We start from the raw sequence: 16,232 nt of genomic DNA on the forward strand, positions 1-16,232 counted from the left end.
GAATATGAAGAGTAAAAAAAGGTTATTTAAGAACGTCATCTTGATTGCTGCAACAACATTAATTATTTCTGGATTTAGTGAAATTACATCATCTGCATCAGCAGCTGAACAAAAAGTACCAAAGAAACAAGTAGTCGAGACAAAAACTGATTTATCATCACAAATTCAATCATTTAAGACTGCTAATCAGGTTGGACAAGTTCATGCTTTAGGTAATATTGATTCTTCAGAATATGCTGCAAGGGTTACTCTTAATTTAAGCCAAGTTAGAAAAATGACATCTGCTCAGCGTAATATTTTTGATAAAGGATTTAATAAAAAAGATTACAGCAAGCTAAAAGATGCACTAGGCACAAGTGCGACTGTACTTGGATTGGTATTTGTAACTAGTACACCTGCAGGAGTAGTTGCGGGAGTGTCTGGTTTAATAACTACCTTAGCTCCTAGTGCTCGAGGTACTCTTAAGAATATGGTTTATAATGGATATTGGCAAATGGGGTATTTAGAAGACTTTTTAACTAAGAATAAAAAATACGATCTTATAGATGTTCAATTGCCTTTCATTGAGTACAAAGTAAAAGGAAAAAGAATTAGATTTGTTACAGGAAAAGGTGTAGTAAAAAGAGTTCATTCAAAATCAGGCTGGATTACTCTTTAATTGATTTTTTGAAATATTCAATTTAATTTATTTTTATACTCATATTAAAAAGTCGAGGTGATTTTCACCTCGGCTTTTTGAATTTCTCTGGCTACATTGGGTGTGTTTCCATCAATAAGCGATACCGACGCGTTGATGCACAAATTCCTTTGAGTTTAACTGCTGATACAAAAAGTGTGCGGTATCTTCAACTGAAATTTTCTGTCCATCTATAGGGAGAAAATTCTTTTCATAGCGATATGACCGTGTCACTTCTCCATCTGGTAAATAGGTTGGGCAAATGATTGTCCAATCTAGTTCAGTTGATTGAAGAATTTCAAATGCTTTGGCATGTTCTTTAGCAGCTCGGGAAGTGGTTCGCCTTGATTCATTTGTTTCAAAGCGGTAAAGCTCAGGCTGCTGCCTTGCTTTTAAAATCCCCGCAGTGCCAATCGTTATAATTCTTGATGTTCCTGTTTGCTTCATGGCTTGTACGATATGCTCCATTGAAACAGATAAAGTATCATCACCATCTGTTGATAGACAGCTCACGACAATATCTGATCCTTTAATCGTTTCAAGCACATCCTCTTGATTTCTGGAATTGCCGGTGACTTGAAACATACCCGCAAGCATTTCTTCCCGGTTTGTCCGAATTAACGAGCGAACCATGTAACGATCATCTTCTTTTACGAAACGAAGAAATGCTTGTCCTACACGTCCATGAGCACCGAAAAGAGCTATTTTCATCTGATCGATCCCTCCACTACATACTATAAGTGAAAAGAACTTAAAATGGTACAGTTTTATGTCATGCTTTTTTTATAAAGATGAAAGGACCGAATACTATGAGCATATTCACATAATAGAGAGAGACCGACAAATTGTAGAAGTTCAAAATTCACACCTGAAATAATGTCCATGAAGATCCGCTCCTTTCTAATACATCATATGAATTCAAAAGGAATCGGTGAGGGATAAAACCAAAAAAAGAAGACACCATAAGAGGTGCCTTCTATGATCCAGATATGAAATTAAGCTTTTGTTCCACCAAGGTTTTGCTGAGCGTAAGATACAAGACGTTTAGTGATTTCTCCACCAACTGAACCGTTAGCACGAGCTGTTGTTTCTGCTCCAAGGTTTACACCAAACTCAGAAGCGATTTCGTATTTCATTTGATCGATTGCTTGCGCTGCTCCAGGAACTAGTAATTGATTTGAACTATTAGAATTTGCCATGATGTGAATCTCCTTTTTATATATGATTTTTTTTGGTTGGGTTTGCTGGAGTCGCACCAGCGAAATGACCAAGTCATTTGCCACTTGGCGAAACCCAATGCGGTAACTGCTTTGTACTAAATATTATGGTTCGCTACGAAAAAAACATACGGAAAAAGAACATGGTAAATGTTGTTTTCACATACAAAAAACCACCACCCAATGGTGATGGTTTGTGGAACGTCTTCTTATTCAGCTGAGCGGATGCGTAGCTCAGTCTCTGTATCAAAGAAGTGAGCTTTATTCATATCAATGGCAAGAGGGATCGTCTGACCTGCCTGAATATCTGTGCGAGAATCAACTCGTGCAATAAACGTTTGACCAGCGAGAGAAGAATAAAGCATCGTTTCGGCTCCCATTAATTCAGCCACTTCTACGTTTGCTTCAATTTTTGTTCCTTCAGAAGCCTCTATAAACACAGGCTCATCATGGAAATCTTCTGGTCTGATGCCTAGAATCACATCTTTTCCGATATAGCCCTGACTGCGTAATACTTTCATTTTTCCTTCTGGTACACGAATGTGCGTATTCCCAATGGCAATGGCTCCGTCAGAAAGTTTTCCTGTAAAAAAGTTCATCGCTGGAGAGCCAATAAATCCTCCTACAAAGACATTCTCTGGGTTTTCATACACATCCTTTGGTGCGCCAACCTGCTGAATAAAGCCATCTTTCATGACAACAAGCCGAGTAGCCATTGTCATGGCTTCTGTTTGATCGTGTGTGACATAGATGAATGTCGTCTGCAGCCGCTGATGAAGTTTAGAAATTTCGGCACGCATCTGAACACGAAGTTTAGCATCTAAATTAGAGAGAGGTTCATCCAAAAGAAAGACTTTTGCATCTCGCACAATGGCCCTTCCAAGTGCAACACGCTGTCTTTGACCTCCAGACAATGCCTTAGGTTTTCGATCTAAGTATTGTTCAAGCCCTAATATTTTCGCAGCGTTTCGTACCCGCTCATCAATTTCTGCTTTAGGAAATTTTCGAAGCTTTAATCCAAAAGCCATATTATCGTACACATTCATATGAGGGTATAAGGCATAGTTTTGGAAAACCATCGCAATATCCCGATCTTTTGGTGCCACATCATTCATTCGCTTGCCGTCTAATAGAAAATCCCCTTGTGAAATTTCTTCAAGGCCTGCAATCATGCGGAGGGTTGTTGATTTTCCGCACCCAGATGGACCAACAAACACAATAAATTCTTTATCCTCAATATGTAGATTAAAGTTATCTACTGCTGTTACTTTGTTATCGTACACTTTATAAATTTGATTCAGCATCATTTCAGCCATAGGTGGTAGCCTCCCAGTCCTTTTTTTGAAAGCGCTCTACTTATAAATAAAGTGTATAAAAAGGAAGGGTGTCTGTAAATGGACAACGTGCACAACATCTTATTTTCATTTTTAGGCAAGGTGCTCATGATAGGATCATTTAAGAAAGATCGAGAAGATTCATCATGAAATAGGCAGCTGACGCTTCTTGAAAATGCCGTATATCTAGTCCTGTCCGTTCAATAAATTTATCAATCCGATACTGAAGGCTGTTTCGATGAACATATAAAGCTTTTGCTGCCTGCGATGCATTTAAATTACATTGCATATAGGTCATGAGAGTTCTGTAAACGTCCCGATCAAAGATTGTTTCTATAAATGCATCTGATATAGCGGCAGAAACCATGTCTGTATCATGGCGAATGAAAGCAGGTAGACATTGATAAAATGTTGCAACCCCTGACCTAAGTTTTCCTTGCTTCAGATGCCATAAAAAGAGCTGATGTTCATTCAATAATCTCTTTTTTAAATTTTCATTTGGCAAATGCAGCTGTCCTTGCATGAAGACAACGTCTGTTAAAAAATCACTTGTGATGGCTTGAGACAAATCATGTAGTTGTTCAAGTTGACCATTTTCTGATGTGGCGTTTGTTTGAATGAGCATAGCTGTTTCAGTGCCTGTCCATATGAAATGAATATGTTCGAGGCTGCTGTTCACAGCCTCTTTTATTTGCTGCCTTTGTTCTGCTTGGTGATCCATTTTAAAAAAATGAACACGGACGGAGTGATCGATGGTGATTGATTTGTTTTCAAAGAGATAGCTGTACCATTTCTGTTCTTCTTCCGTTTCCTGCGTATGAGGTACATCGATTGGTGTGAGGAATGAATTGAGAAGAAGCGTTTCCCTTTCTGTTAGCTCCGTTTTGTTTACTCCGAATATTTCGCCTTCGTCTGTTTGATACCAGAGAGTTTGTTTATCATTTGTTGGTGAACTGATGATATGGTGTCCGTAAACAAGTTTTAGCTTTTCTAACATGGCGAGGCTCCTTAAACAGTTTAATCATACACATGGAATAGCATTAATTCGTGGATTTCTTCTTTTAAGGTTGGTTCAACTTCATGAGGCGGAAGCTGAGAGCCCCATTCAATATCACCCGTTTTGTGATAAATGCCTTCATAGTGTGAACCATTATGAAAAAAGGATATTTTCCAGCCAGGTAATTGCGCTTTTTTAAAGAGAGGTTTCCATTGAAAATGAGAAATCATATCATCATTGCCTCCTTGCTTTTATTGATGAAACAATAAATACACACGACAATACGGAAACAACCTTGAACTTGGTTTTATTGTATCTCATCTGATGAAAAGAGCATAGGGAAAGCACAGATTTCAGAGACATGAAAAGAATTCATCAGTAGGCGTTTGCATGGTCTATAGGAGTAAGAGCCATTTGTGTTAGGTAAGATGCGTATTCAACGATTCTTTTCCCAATCAGCCATTCTGAGTTTTTCAATGGTGCATGTAGAAAAATCTCGCGGCCTGGACGAGAATTGGCTTCAAACATCCAGATAGCACCTAAGTGATCAATACCTAAGTCAAAACCAATTTCGCCAATCAGACCGGGCATTTTTTCATCTATCACACGACTAAGTGCGAGGGCAGTATCAGAGAGCTCTTGCAAAACCTTCAAACGTTTCTCTGCATCAGGAAAGATATCATACAGTGTTTTTACTGAACCACCATGCAGTTGATGGGTTGTGACAGTGTGATCTCCTGAAACTTTTCCAGCAGCGGCTGTAACAGTCCAATGACCATACTTATTTTTATTCGTATGAATTCTAAAATCCAGTGGTTGATTGTCTATTTGAAGAAGCTCAATGCCTTGTTGTGCAATCAAGTCGTGAATTGCACAATCTTCCCGCAGTTTTTTCACGAAATGATCTACGGAATGATATGAAGTGGATTTCCCTTTATTTGAGCAGACAGTGATCCCGTTTTCCGTCTTCTTTAACTGATAAATACCGTCTCCGTGACTGCCGTTTGTTGGTTTTAAATAAATGACATGATGCAGATGAAGGAGTGTTTCTATTTTATTTAAAGCATCAACAGGATCTAACCGTATGGAATGTGGTAAGAAAGAGCTTGTTTTTTCATCTGTTAATAATTGCTCATGAATGTCCAATTTATTAAAAAAATAAGGATTGAACCAAGGGATATCGTAGTCTTGAGTGAGTTTTCGTTTTGTTTCTTGAATGAATGCCGACTGAGCAGCCTTTCTATTAGGGAGCCGGTCATAAACAACGGATGGGAGGGGCATCTTCTTTTTTACCCATCGCTCCTCTTGGTAAAGCAAACCTTCTACTATTCCTTTATCCCAATCGATAGAATGAGTACCAAAAAGATATGCAAAACCAGCATGCTGTCTGCAAGATTGCAACAGTTTCATAAAATAGGAAGACCTAGTGCCTAAAGGTGCTGTATTTTGTTCGAATCCTGCAGTGAAAATGCCGATGAGAGGTCCTATATAGAGTGTATGTTGAACTAATATGACATCAGCTTTCGTTTTGTATGGAATGAGTAAAGCGCGATAAAGGTCTTCTGATAATAAAATCCTTTGTGATTGATGATGATAGGAAATGGTGAAATCATCTACTAAACAAGAACCTAAAGCAATAGATAAAATTGCCCCCTGCTCTTTAAACTGGACAGGGAGATGTACTGTTTTTTCACTTGCTGAATGAGGAGCGATGATGTAGCGTTTTCTCTTCATAAGGAACCTCCTTTTCTTCAGCCATCATCGATTTGGCATGTTCAAGTATGGTCTGAATCAATTGATTCTCCCTCTCAGGGTAAGCTTTTAAAAAAGAGGATCGTCCTGGCTTTGATCTTACGTTTGAGATAAAAAGTCTGCCTTCATTTGTATGAAGCAAGTCTACAGCGAATTCAATACACGGTGAGAAAGTTTTGTCTATAAACGCTGGAAGAGATGACTGAATGGAGGCAATATCATCTAACAGCAGCTCCTTGATGTGTGGCTTTAATGAGTTTAAATAGTGATCAAAGGCTACCACATGACCGGAATTTTGTGTATTGCTTAAAAGGCTGTTTTCTACTGATGGTTTTGTATAAATCCCCATGCTATTCCATTGATTTTGTAAGTTTTTTATAAGTGAAATTCTAATTTCATTGAATAAAACGTCTTTTTGATCATTCGTGTTAAAAAATTGAAGGAAAGATCGGCCGATATACTTTTTGCACCAGCGCTCAACCTCTGCTGAATTTGAAAAGGTGATGATTTGCTTAGCGTTTAGCTGCACAGTAATGAGTGATTTGTCTCTTAAAGAAATGAAGCCAGAGGGTGCTGCGTGCTGTTGAGAAAGCGGCTGTATTTTACAATATCCGCCCTTTCTGACAAAGTTGAGAAGGTCTGAAGGCTCTGTCAATAGAGAGCAGACAGGTAAGTATGGTTGTAAAGAAGGGAGGAGACGGAGCTGCTCGAATAGCCGCATTTTATTTGAAATTCCAGTATTCAAAAAAACGGTTTTTGGATACTTTTTTAACCAATTCATGATAGGTTTTGCTTTTTTAGATTGTGCGTCATGCTGATAAAGACAACGATCATAAATCAAGTCAGGAATCTGAAATTCTGACGCTTCAAATCCTTTGCCAGTCGTAAATTTTTGACCGTGAATGACATTTGAAGCAGGCTTTAAATCTAGAGGTGAAAAACGAACAACTTCTAAATCAAAAGTAGAGGCAGCTTTGGCAAGCTGAAGTGTGAATGCCTCTTCATGCTTCGGAGAAAGAGTGACAATGCCGAGCGTTGACGTCATGAAACAACACCTACTTTTCAAATTCTTTTTTTAACATCTGAAAAACACTTTTTGTTGATTTTACATAAACTTGGCGTTCCTATATCATTACGACAGATCGTTGTCTCATATGTCACATTGAATGCTTCATTTGCTTGGACTCTTGACAACAACTATAATACGTATAGATAAAAACAATAAACTTCAGGTGTTGTTTGAAAGGTAGATGACGACTTTGGATATATTCACAACGTTTCTCTTTATGATTGTGATAGGTGCAGTGATAGGGGCAGCAACAAACCATCTCGCAATTAAAATGCTCTTTCGTCCGTATAAGCCATATTATTTATTTGGGAAGCAGCTCCCATTTACACCAGGTCTTATTCCTAAAAGGAGAGATGAAGTAGCCAAGCAGGTTGGCGTCATGGTGATGGAGCATTTACTAACGCCACAGGGTATTCAAAAACGATTTGAATCATCGGAGGCAAGGCAAGAGATATTGCAGACAGTGCACCGATATATTGATAAAGGTGCTGATATGGAAATGACGGTTTTCTCCATGTTAGAAAGATACGGTTTTTCACAGGCTGACGTTAAAGCTGACGCATGGCTTCATCAGTGGACTGATCATAAGCTCCACTCACTGCTTGAAAAGTATGATCAGCAAACGTTGTCTGAGCTGCTGCCACAGGATGTAGAAAATAAGCTTGCATCAAAAATTCCAGATGCCGCAGATTATATTTTAAAGAGAGGCATTCATTACTTTGAAAGTGATGAGGGAAAAGCAAGACTCGGTCATATGATAGATGATTTCTTAAAAGAACGAGGAATGCTTGGCAGTATGGTCCAAATGTTTTTAGGGAATTCAAGCTTAATTGATCGCGTACATCCTGAAATGATGAAGTTCTTAAAGAATGCAGAGACAAAAAGGTTTTTATCAGATTTACTTGTTCAAGAATGGGACAAGGTAAAGCAATTTTCTTTACATGAGCTTGATAAAAAATGGAATGTGAAAGAGCTTCTATTTAGTGTGAAAAAGCAATTACTTTCACATTTTTCTACAAAGATTCTGTTAGATAGACCAGTAGGAGTTTACATCAGTGCAGTAGCGGATGATCTTAAGACCAAGTTTGCTCCATCTCTCATTGATAAAGGGATTGAAGCCGCATCTAATGCGCTTGAGGGACTTCTCGCAAAGCTCCAATTTGAAGAAATTATTCGTGAACAAATTGAACTTTTCCCGCTTGAAAAAATGGAAGAGCTTGTGATCAGCATATCTAATAAGGAGCTGAAGATGATCACATTTTTAGGCGGTCTTTTAGGTGGATTGATCGGTGCTGTCCAAGCGATTTTTGTCACCTTATTCTAAGGCAAGATCGAGAAATTTCGATGAATTTATTGTATATATGTGAAACGAAAGCCATAGTTTGTTATAGTGGAGTGGTGTCCGCCGATCCATATCGGTGATAACGGATAGAAAGGAGACATAACATGTCTGTAAATCTTTATGATGTTGCATATGACCTTGAAAAAGCACTGCGTCATAGCGAAGAATATTCAGCGTTAAGAAATCTTTATGATGAGGTAAACGGGGATGAGTCCTCTAAAAGAATGTTTGAGAACTTCCGTGACATTCAAGTAAACCTTCAACAAAAACAAATGACTGGTCAAGAGATTACACAAGAAGAAGTAGAGCAAGCGCAAAAAACGGTTGCACTTGTGCAGCAGCACGATAAAATCTCTCAGTTGATGGAAGCAGAACAACGCGTAAGTGTTCTCATCGGTGAATTAAATAAAATTATCATGAAGCCTCTTGAAGAGCTTTATGGAAATACAGAAGAAAATTAATTGAAAGGGCGATCATATTCGCCCTTTTTTTCATTCATATCGCCGCTTGTATATCTTTAAAAAAAGGGTTGTCGAAGCTCGTAAATTCTGCGATAATACTTATTGAAAGTGCTTTCAAAAAGCGCTATCGTGATGAATTGGGTGCGTTCCACTTTGGATTTACGACGATGAGTCAAATGAGAGAGAAGCGCTTCTGGGAGAAAAGCAAAGCATAAGGGGATATGATATAAGCAATGCTTTGGTGTGTGAAAGATGAGGGGATCATGGGGAGCTTCATCACGCCATTGTTACGCATCCAAACCATACATAAAAAAAAGCCTAGGGGTAGGCTTTTTTTATTTGCGATTAGGCATAAAACAAGGGCTGCTTCAACTGCATGTTCTAAAGCGATAAGCTAGGGCATATCCTCATCGTAAGTACAGTCATCAAGAAGGGGGATGCCTCAGTGTCAAAAAAGCTACTTGCACTCAATATAGATGGAACGTTACTTCGTTCCAATGGGAAAATCCATTCCGCTACAAAAGAAGCTGTGGAATATGTTAAGAAAAAAGGGGTTTACGTGACGATTGTCACCAACCGTCATTTTCGATCCGCGCAAAAAATTGCCAAGGCGTTGAAAATACCGACTTCAACTCTTGTGACGCATAGTGGTGCATTTATCGCTGATAAGCTCGATGAGCCGCTCCATGTGAAGAAATTAACGGAAGAGAAAACATTTAATCTTGTGCAGATCCTTGAAAGCTTTGATTGTAATGTTCGCTTGTTACATGAAAAATTCTCAATCGGCAATCGGAAAAAAACACAGTCTCAACTGATGGGAAAAACGTTGATTCATCCGTCTGATCCCATTTTCTATCCCGTTCAATTTGTTGAATCATTAAGTGATATGCTCATGGATGAACCGGTGAGCACACCTGTCATTGAAGTGTATTCGACGGCAGCACTTCAGCCTGAAATCCACACAACCATTCAACAAGCATTCCCATCTGTTGATCTGATTAAGATCAGTGATGAGAAAATGAATATTGTATGCAAAGGGGTATCGAAAGAAGCAGGACTTTCTCTTTTAACCTCAGCACTAGGTTTTACATTAGAAGATACGGTCGTGATCGGTCACGGGACAGACGACATCCCGATGCTTGAGTTAGCTGGCTTAGGCGTTGCGATGGGGAATGCACCTCATTCGGTCAAACGTAAAGCCGATTGGGTGACACGTTCTCATGATGAACAGGGTGTTGCTTATATGATCAAAGAATACTTTAGAATGCAGCAAAGGGAAGGTTTTTTACATCAATTTGATATTAAACGATAATACAGTGAAGGCCCTGTCTATTAAGAAATGGCAGGGCCTTCGTCTGTTCTCTTCATTGCTTTTCCTAGATGAATTTTGTAAAATGAAACAAGTTTGAAGATAAAGGTGATACGATGCGAATTTTAGTTAAAGGGCTGTCTGATGAACGATTTCATCGACCGCTTGTCAATATAGCCAATTTATTTGAAGAAGATAGTGAAGTGCTGTGTGATTCCGGTGAAGTGGATGATGGCCTAGTGATGGTGTTTGATTGGAAAGAAACCCATGGTAGGGTGGAGGCTTCTGGCCATATTGCTGGATCAGATATGACGAGTCGTTTTACAAGAGAGATGCCAGAGGGCTTGAATGAAAAAGGGCGCTGGAAGCAAATCAAAAACACTGTGCTGTCTGTTTATTTACATCTGCTTCAGGAATATACAGGAATGACGCAAAAATGGGGGATTCTTACGGGGATACGCCCTACGAAATTACTTCATAAGATGCTAAGAGAAGGCATGACAAAGGAAGAAGCACATGCAGCGTTAAAGCGCGATTACTTGATTCATGATGAAAAGATTCATTTGATGCAGGAGATTGTTGATCGTCAAATCAAAGCCATTCCAGATCTGTACGATCTACAGGAGGAAGTGAGTATTTATATCGGTATTCCTTTCTGTCCAACAAAATGTGCTTATTGCACGTTCCCTGCTTATGCCATTCAAGGACAAGCTGGAAGAGTGGGAACGTTTCTTTTTGGGCTGCATTATGAGATGCAAAAAATGGGCGAATGGTTAAAGGAACATGGGATTAAAGTGACGACTGTTTATTTTGGCGGAGGTACTCCAACAAGTATTACAGCAGAAGAAATGGATTTGCTGTATGAGGAAATGTATCGCTCTTTTCCAGATGTGAAACATATTCGGGAAGTCACTGTAGAAGCGGGACGACCTGATACGATTTCACCTGATAAGCTGGAAGTGCTCAACCGTTATCATATTGACCGGATTAGTATCAATCCGCAATCATATGAGAATGAAACATTGAAAGCGATTGGCCGGCACCATAGTGTGGAAGAAACGATTGAAAAGTATCATTTATCAAGGCAGTATGGTATGAATAATATTAACATGGACTTAATCATTGGACTGCCAGGAGAAGGGCTAAAGGAATTCCAGCATTCCTTGAACAAGACAGAAGAACTGAAGCCTGAATCTTTAACGGTGCATACCCTTTCCTTTAAGAGAGCGTCTGAAATGACCCGCAATAAGGAAAAGTATCAAGTGGCAGACCGAGAAGAGATCACACGTATGATGGATGAAGCGGTTGCTTGGACAAAAGCACATGACTATCATCCGTACTATTTATACAGACAAAAAAACATTTTGGGGAATCTCGAAAATGTCGGGTATTCGTTAGATGGACAGGAAAGTTTGTATAATATTATCATTATGGAAGAGGTGCAGACGATCATTGGCATTGGATGCGGCGCTGCGAGTAAATTCATTGATCCGCGAACCGGAAAAATTACGCAATATGCCAATCCAAAAGATCCAAAATCTTATAATGATCGTTATGAGCACTATACGGAAGAGAAGATTCAGTTTCTTGAGTCATTATTTGTTTCTCACATGTAAACACTGCGGTGACGCAGTGTTTTTTTCATTTGTAAAAGGGTATATAGGGGGTAAAAAGATAAAGCAGGTGTACATATGATGGATGTGATCGGAATTGGGATTGGGCCAGCAAATTTAGGATTGGCCACTTTATTAGAGGAGTATGAAGATGTGACATGCTGTTTTTTTGAACAGGAAACCGAATTTGCTTGGCATCCTGGTATGCTCATCAAAGGAACAGACTTACAAGTTTCCTTTCTAGCGGACCTTGTGACAATGGCTAATCCAAGGAGCAAGTATACATTTTTAAATTATTTACATGAATCAAACAGGCTTCACCGCTTTTATACATTTGAACAATTTGATATCCCCCGGAGAGAATTCAATGAGTATTTATCATGGGTTGCAGGTGAATTAGATAGCTGTCAGTTCGGGATGAAGGTGGAAGAAGTGACCGACTGTGAAGACGGGTATCTTGTAAAAGTTCGGCGGTTGAAAGATGGGGCGCTTTCTGAATATCGTGCAAAGCATGTCGTCCTTGGTACTGGAAGCAAGCCGATGATTCCTGTCGATGTGCCAGAAGCTGCGTTGCCGCATGTGACCCATAGCAGCCGTTATGTAGATCAACAAAAAGAACTTCATGAAGCTGAAACGGTGGCGGTGATTGGTTCAGGTCAGAGTGCAGCTGAAATTTTCTTAGACCTGCTTCAGCATCAGAAGAAAGGACAGCAGCTTTCATGGTTTACACGTTCAAGTGAATTTAGAGAACTAGAGACAGCGGAGCTTGGTCAGGAGCTATTTACACCTAAGTATGTTGAATATTTTCATTCCCTTCCTTATGAAGAACGGATGAACACATTGCCTAGACTGGCAGGATTAAGGAATGGCATAGATGCATCGACGCTTTCTCGCATTTATCAGGAATTGTACCATCGATCCGTTTCAGGAGAAGAGCCATCTGTACTCATTCAGCCAATGACGGAGCTTGAAGCGATACATATGGAGGATGAGCAGCAGGTAGAGCTGCATTTGACACAATGGCAGCTGAAGAAAGAAAAGAAAATCACAGTCGATCATGTTGTATTGGCTACAGGATATACGCCTAATATTCCGGAATGGTTTAGCGCATATGAACCATTGATTGAATGGGAAAGCGATGAGCATTTTAAAGTGACAGACGACTTCAGGCTTGTGTTTAAAGACAAACGGTCTCATCATCTCTTTACATTCACGAACCTCGATCACTCTCATGGAACAGCGGCGACCAATTTAAAACTATCGATCTACCGCAATCAGAAAGTCATCCGAACCATTCGCGGGGATACGAAAGAACAAGTGAAGCAAGAAACAGCATTTCAGCAATTTGAATAGATATAAAAAAGGGCCTCTGCACAGGGCCCTTTTCAATTAAATGGTTGTTTCTCTTTTTACTTTTGGTTTTTCAGTTTTCCATTTGAAGATTTTGTTTAGGATTTGATAGATACGCTTTGATTCTTTCGTCACTAGCGGTCCTAAAATCGCAAGGATTAATACATATAATGCAGCAAATGGCTTCAATGTAGCGGCAAGCCCGCCTGCAATCCCAAGTTCGGCTACAATGATGGAAAACTCTCCTCTTGATACGATGGTTAATCCAATATTAGAAGAGGCTTTATGAGAGAAACCGGCTCTTCTTCCAGCAAACATCCCAGCGGTGAAGTTCCCGATCAAGGTGAGAATGACAGCACCGATCGCAAGCCAGAAGGCATCTCCTAATGTAAATGGATCAATACTTAGTCCAAAGCTGAAGAAGAACATGGCGCCAAAGAAATCTCTAAAAGGAACAACGAGATGTTCAATGCGGTCTGAGTGCTCTGTTTCTGAAAACACCAGACCGAGTAAGAGAGCGCCAATGGCCTCTGCGACATGAATCGTCTCTGAAAAACCAGCCACGAAGAACAAAGCGGCAAAAATGACAATGATAAATACTTCATTTGAACGGATATCGAATAGTTTGTTTAATAGTTTTGGCAGCTTACGCGCGATGATAAAGAAAATCATCATGTAACCAAAAGCGATTAAAATAGATAATAAGGCACCGCCAACGGACGTGGCATCTCCAAGGACAAGACCGGATACGACAGATAAATAGACGGCGAGAAAAATATCCTCAAACATAATAATCCCAAGAATTAACTCTGTTTCAGGGTTCGCTGTCCGTTTTAAATCGACAAGGACTTTGGCGACAATGGCGCTGGATGAAATGGTGATAACGCCTGCCATAATGAGAACTTCGAGGAATCCAAAGCCTGTGATAAACCCATAAAGCAATCCTAAGCTAAAGTTGATCAAAATATAAATAGATCCGCCGACTGCAATGGATTTACCCGATTTTATGAGTTTGCCGACAGAGAACTCAAGCCCCAGATAGAATAGAAGGAACAGGACACCCATTCTACCAAAAAACGAAATAATCTCGGTGCTCTCGATAAACTTCAAATCAATGATCCCGATGGTTGGTGCATGCGGACCAACAATCATCCCGAGGACAATGAGAAAAGGAATGATAGAAAATTTAATTTTATTGGCGATTAAGCTGGCAATGGCGATGAGAATAAGCGCCGTTCCAACTTCAAAGACTAAATGATCCATTCATCACTCTCCCCCTCTAGAAAGAAAATCACGTATCAATCGCTTCAAGTGTTTTCTTTCGCCTGAAATGACCATCGTATCATTTGCTTGAATAATCGAATCGGCACCGGGGTTGAGTAATTTTTCATTTGTATGTTTAATGATCGCAATGACGGTGACTTCATAATTTTGTCTCACATCTAAATCGCCGAGTGTATGTCCAACCGCTTTTGCGTCTTTTTCTACCTTAAACCATTCAATGATCAAATCATTGAACGCCATTTCAATCGTTTCAAGTGCTTGCGGCTTATACACCATACCGCCAATAATGGCAGCAATTTGCCGGGCTTCAGCATCATCGAGAGAAATGGTGGACAGTACTTCATCTGGATCTTCATCGTCGAAACGATAAATCTCCCGTCTACCATCATCATGAATCACAATCGTCATCTTTTCTCTATTTCTCGTTTCAATTTCAAATTTCTTTCCAATCCCAGGAAGATCATTTTCTTTAATGTTCATTTTATCCCTCCGAATATGATAGGTTTTGTTTTTCATATAGTGAGTACGGATGAAATAAAATGAATCAGTCGAGGTAATTTGATTGGTACATAACGGGGATCGCACACTTCATTTCTAAAAAACATAAATCAATAGATAACGCTGTGGTTGAAGCAATCTTTACAAGAAAAGCTTTTGAAGCGCCCATTGATAACCTCTGTTTTAACAGAAGAGATGCGGCATGTTTTTTTGAAAATGGAGGTGTCTTCACAGCATTGATTTCTTCATCATAAATCGATGGAGAAATCAGGCTGAGTGTGCTCGCTTCTGCTTGTGAAGCAAAAACGACATTTGAAAAGGGAGAAAACATGACGATGCAGCTAATCAATATACATATGGAACTTCTTATCAATCATTCTCCCCCTTTCATATGATGTTTTATTTCTTATTTTACTATATAAAAATATATTTCTCGTTTCAACAATTATGCTTATTTTAGTATCAGTTGATCTTGAAATTTTTTATGTAGAGGAAAAGGAATTACTTGATGGAAATTGAAGTAAGTGATGAGCTTGAAAAGAAAGAGGGGGAATGGATGATGACATATATCAATTGTCAGGTAGATGGGGATATTTTTGAAATCGTTTTCAATAGGCCTGAAGCGTATAATTCGTTTCATGTTGACATGTTTGCTGAATTGAAGGAAGCGTGTGATAGAGCGAGTGAGAGCAGTGCGAAAATTGTTGTACTCAAGGGGATGGGCAAAGGGTTTTCAGCAGGCGGAGATATTGGAATGATGCTAAAGCAAGATCGTGAAGAAGATTTTCATCGCGTGATGGATCTGATCGAGGGAATTACACTTTCTTTAGCCAGTATGAAAAAAGTGACGATTGCACTTGTCCACGGAGCAGCGGCTGGTCTTGCTTTTAGCTTTGCCCTTAGCTGTGACTATTTGTTTATGCATCAAGATGCTAAACTTGCCATGAACTTTAATGGAATCGGGTTAATCCCAGATGGCGGAGGGCATTTTTTCCTCACCAAAAGAGTTAGTGAACAAACCGCTAAACAATTGATTTGGAGCGGGCAAAAGCTGCCGGCTGAAGAAGCGCTCAAGCTTCGCCTTGCAGACGGCGTGTTTCAAGATGAGGTGGATACGTATCAGAAAGCGTGCGTCAAGCCGTTTTTAAATATGCCGCTTCAAGCCTTTGTTGAAACAAAGATGATTTATTTTCAGCAGTCAGAATCACAGCTGTTAGCCGTTCTTCAAAAAGAGCGTGCTGCACAAGCTAGACTGAGACAAAGCCGTGATCATCAGGAGGGTGTTCAAGCGTTTTTGGAAAAAAGACGTCCTGTGTTTCATTAAATAGAA

Annotated in this window: 17 protein-coding genes; 7 read left to right on the plus strand and 10 right to left on the minus strand. The window is 39.6% G+C overall.

The window, feature by feature from the left end; translation table 11 throughout:
* Positions 1 to 4 precede the first annotated feature (4 nt).
* Positions 5 to 658 (plus strand): hypothetical protein, encoded by a 654-nt coding sequence (locus ABG082_RS04785; protein ID WP_035392539.1) that lies wholly within the window; start codon positions 5 to 7, stop codon positions 656 to 658.
* Positions 659 to 769: 111 nt separating this feature from the next.
* Here the strand turns inward: ABG082_RS04785 and ABG082_RS04790 are convergent, their stop codons facing one another.
* The 7 genes from ABG082_RS04790 to ABG082_RS04820 all read right to left on the minus strand — a co-directional run bounded on the left by ABG082_RS04790 (position 770) and on the right by ABG082_RS04820 (position 7,021).
* Positions 770 to 1,387 (minus strand): NAD(P)H-binding protein, encoded by a 618-nt coding sequence (locus ABG082_RS04790; RefSeq protein ID WP_008348943.1) that lies wholly within the window; start codon positions 1,385 to 1,387, stop codon positions 770 to 772.
* A gap of 284 nt (positions 1,388 to 1,671) precedes the next feature.
* Positions 1,672 to 1,875 carry an alpha/beta-type small acid-soluble spore protein gene (locus tag ABG082_RS04795; protein ID WP_008348940.1) on the minus strand — a complete coding sequence of 68 codons (204 nt, stop codon included), beginning with the start codon at positions 1,873 to 1,875 and terminating at the stop codon, positions 1,672 to 1,674.
* Positions 1,876 to 2,102: 227 nt separating this feature from the next.
* The gene (gene ugpC, locus ABG082_RS04800; RefSeq protein WP_024719977.1) at positions 2,103 to 3,209 is read right to left on the minus strand and encodes a sn-glycerol-3-phosphate ABC transporter ATP-binding protein UgpC; all 1,107 of its coding nucleotides are present in this window, start codon (positions 3,207 to 3,209) and stop codon (positions 2,103 to 2,105) included.
* 139 nt (positions 3,210 to 3,348) lie between these two features.
* Positions 3,349 to 4,224 (minus strand): helix-turn-helix domain-containing protein, encoded by an 876-nt coding sequence (locus ABG082_RS04805; RefSeq protein WP_348936613.1) that lies wholly within the window; start codon positions 4,222 to 4,224, stop codon positions 3,349 to 3,351.
* Positions 4,225 to 4,244: 20 nt separating this feature from the next.
* Positions 4,245 to 4,454: a YheE family protein gene (locus ABG082_RS04810; RefSeq protein ID WP_008348933.1), complete on the minus strand. Its 210-nt coding sequence runs from the start codon at positions 4,452 to 4,454 to the stop codon at positions 4,245 to 4,247.
* 145 nt (positions 4,455 to 4,599) lie between these two features.
* Complete coding sequence (locus tag ABG082_RS04815) at positions 4,600 to 5,958, minus strand: YheC/YheD family protein (RefSeq protein ID WP_348936614.1); 1,359 nt, start codon at positions 5,956 to 5,958, stop codon at positions 4,600 to 4,602.
* Entirely contained in the window at positions 5,915 to 7,021 is a 1,107-nt protein-coding gene (locus tag ABG082_RS04820) for a YheC/YheD family protein (protein ID WP_348936615.1), read from the minus strand. The genes ABG082_RS04815 and ABG082_RS04820 overlap by 44 nt, the downstream gene beginning before the upstream one ends.
* Before the next feature lie 214 nt (positions 7,022 to 7,235).
* Here ABG082_RS04820 and ABG082_RS04825 point away from each other — a divergent pair, with 214 nt between their 5' ends.
* From ABG082_RS04825 to ABG082_RS04845, 5 genes are all read left to right on the plus strand, one after another.
* On the plus strand, positions 7,236 to 8,369 hold the full coding sequence (locus tag ABG082_RS04825) for a DUF445 family protein (RefSeq protein ID WP_156060597.1): 1,134 nt from the start codon (positions 7,236 to 7,238) through the stop codon (positions 8,367 to 8,369).
* 122 nt (positions 8,370 to 8,491) lie between these two features.
* Positions 8,492 to 8,848 (plus strand): YlbF family regulator, encoded by a 357-nt coding sequence (locus ABG082_RS04830; protein ID WP_008348927.1) that lies wholly within the window; start codon positions 8,492 to 8,494, stop codon positions 8,846 to 8,848.
* 445 nt (positions 8,849 to 9,293) lie between these two features.
* The gene (locus tag ABG082_RS04835; protein WP_008348923.1) at positions 9,294 to 10,160 is read left to right on the plus strand and encodes a Cof-type HAD-IIB family hydrolase; all 867 of its coding nucleotides are present in this window, start codon (positions 9,294 to 9,296) and stop codon (positions 10,158 to 10,160) included.
* 113 nt (positions 10,161 to 10,273) lie between these two features.
* Positions 10,274 to 11,773 (plus strand): coproporphyrinogen III oxidase, encoded by a 1,500-nt coding sequence (locus ABG082_RS04840; RefSeq protein ID WP_348936616.1) that lies wholly within the window; start codon positions 10,274 to 10,276, stop codon positions 11,771 to 11,773.
* Between the two features lie 75 nt (positions 11,774 to 11,848).
* Positions 11,849 to 13,123 carry a SidA/IucD/PvdA family monooxygenase gene (locus ABG082_RS04845; protein WP_348936617.1) on the plus strand — a complete coding sequence of 425 codons (1,275 nt, stop codon included), beginning with the start codon at positions 11,849 to 11,851 and terminating at the stop codon, positions 13,121 to 13,123.
* A 36-nt stretch (positions 13,124 to 13,159) separates the two neighbouring features.
* Here the strand turns inward: ABG082_RS04845 and ABG082_RS04850 are convergent, their stop codons facing one another.
* The 3 genes from ABG082_RS04850 to ABG082_RS04860 form a co-directional block, all read right to left on the minus strand.
* Positions 13,160 to 14,383, minus strand: coding sequence for a cation:proton antiporter (locus ABG082_RS04850; protein ID WP_007497140.1), 1,224 nt, complete (start codon positions 14,381 to 14,383; stop codon positions 13,160 to 13,162).
* 3 nt (positions 14,384 to 14,386) lie between these two features.
* The gene (locus tag ABG082_RS04855) at positions 14,387 to 14,884 is read right to left on the minus strand and encodes a cation:proton antiporter regulatory subunit (RefSeq protein WP_017366937.1); all 498 of its coding nucleotides are present in this window, start codon (positions 14,882 to 14,884) and stop codon (positions 14,387 to 14,389) included.
* A gap of 64 nt (positions 14,885 to 14,948) precedes the next feature.
* Positions 14,949 to 15,275 (minus strand): potassium:proton antiporter, encoded by a 327-nt coding sequence (locus tag ABG082_RS04860; protein ID WP_224559635.1) that lies wholly within the window; start codon positions 15,273 to 15,275, stop codon positions 14,949 to 14,951.
* Positions 15,276 to 15,410: 135 nt separating this feature from the next.
* Here ABG082_RS04860 and ABG082_RS04865 point away from each other — a divergent pair, with 135 nt between their 5' ends.
* A complete protein-coding gene (locus ABG082_RS04865) occupies positions 15,411 to 16,226 on the plus strand; it encodes an enoyl-CoA hydratase (RefSeq protein WP_081827003.1) in 816 nt (271 codons plus the stop codon).
* Positions 16,227 to 16,232: the final 6 nt, after the last annotated feature.

The sequence above is a fragment of the Bacillus sp. BS1807G30 genome, from assembly GCF_040047675.1.
GTDB lineage: Bacteria > Bacillota > Bacilli > Bacillales > Bacillaceae > Bacillus > Bacillus altitudinis.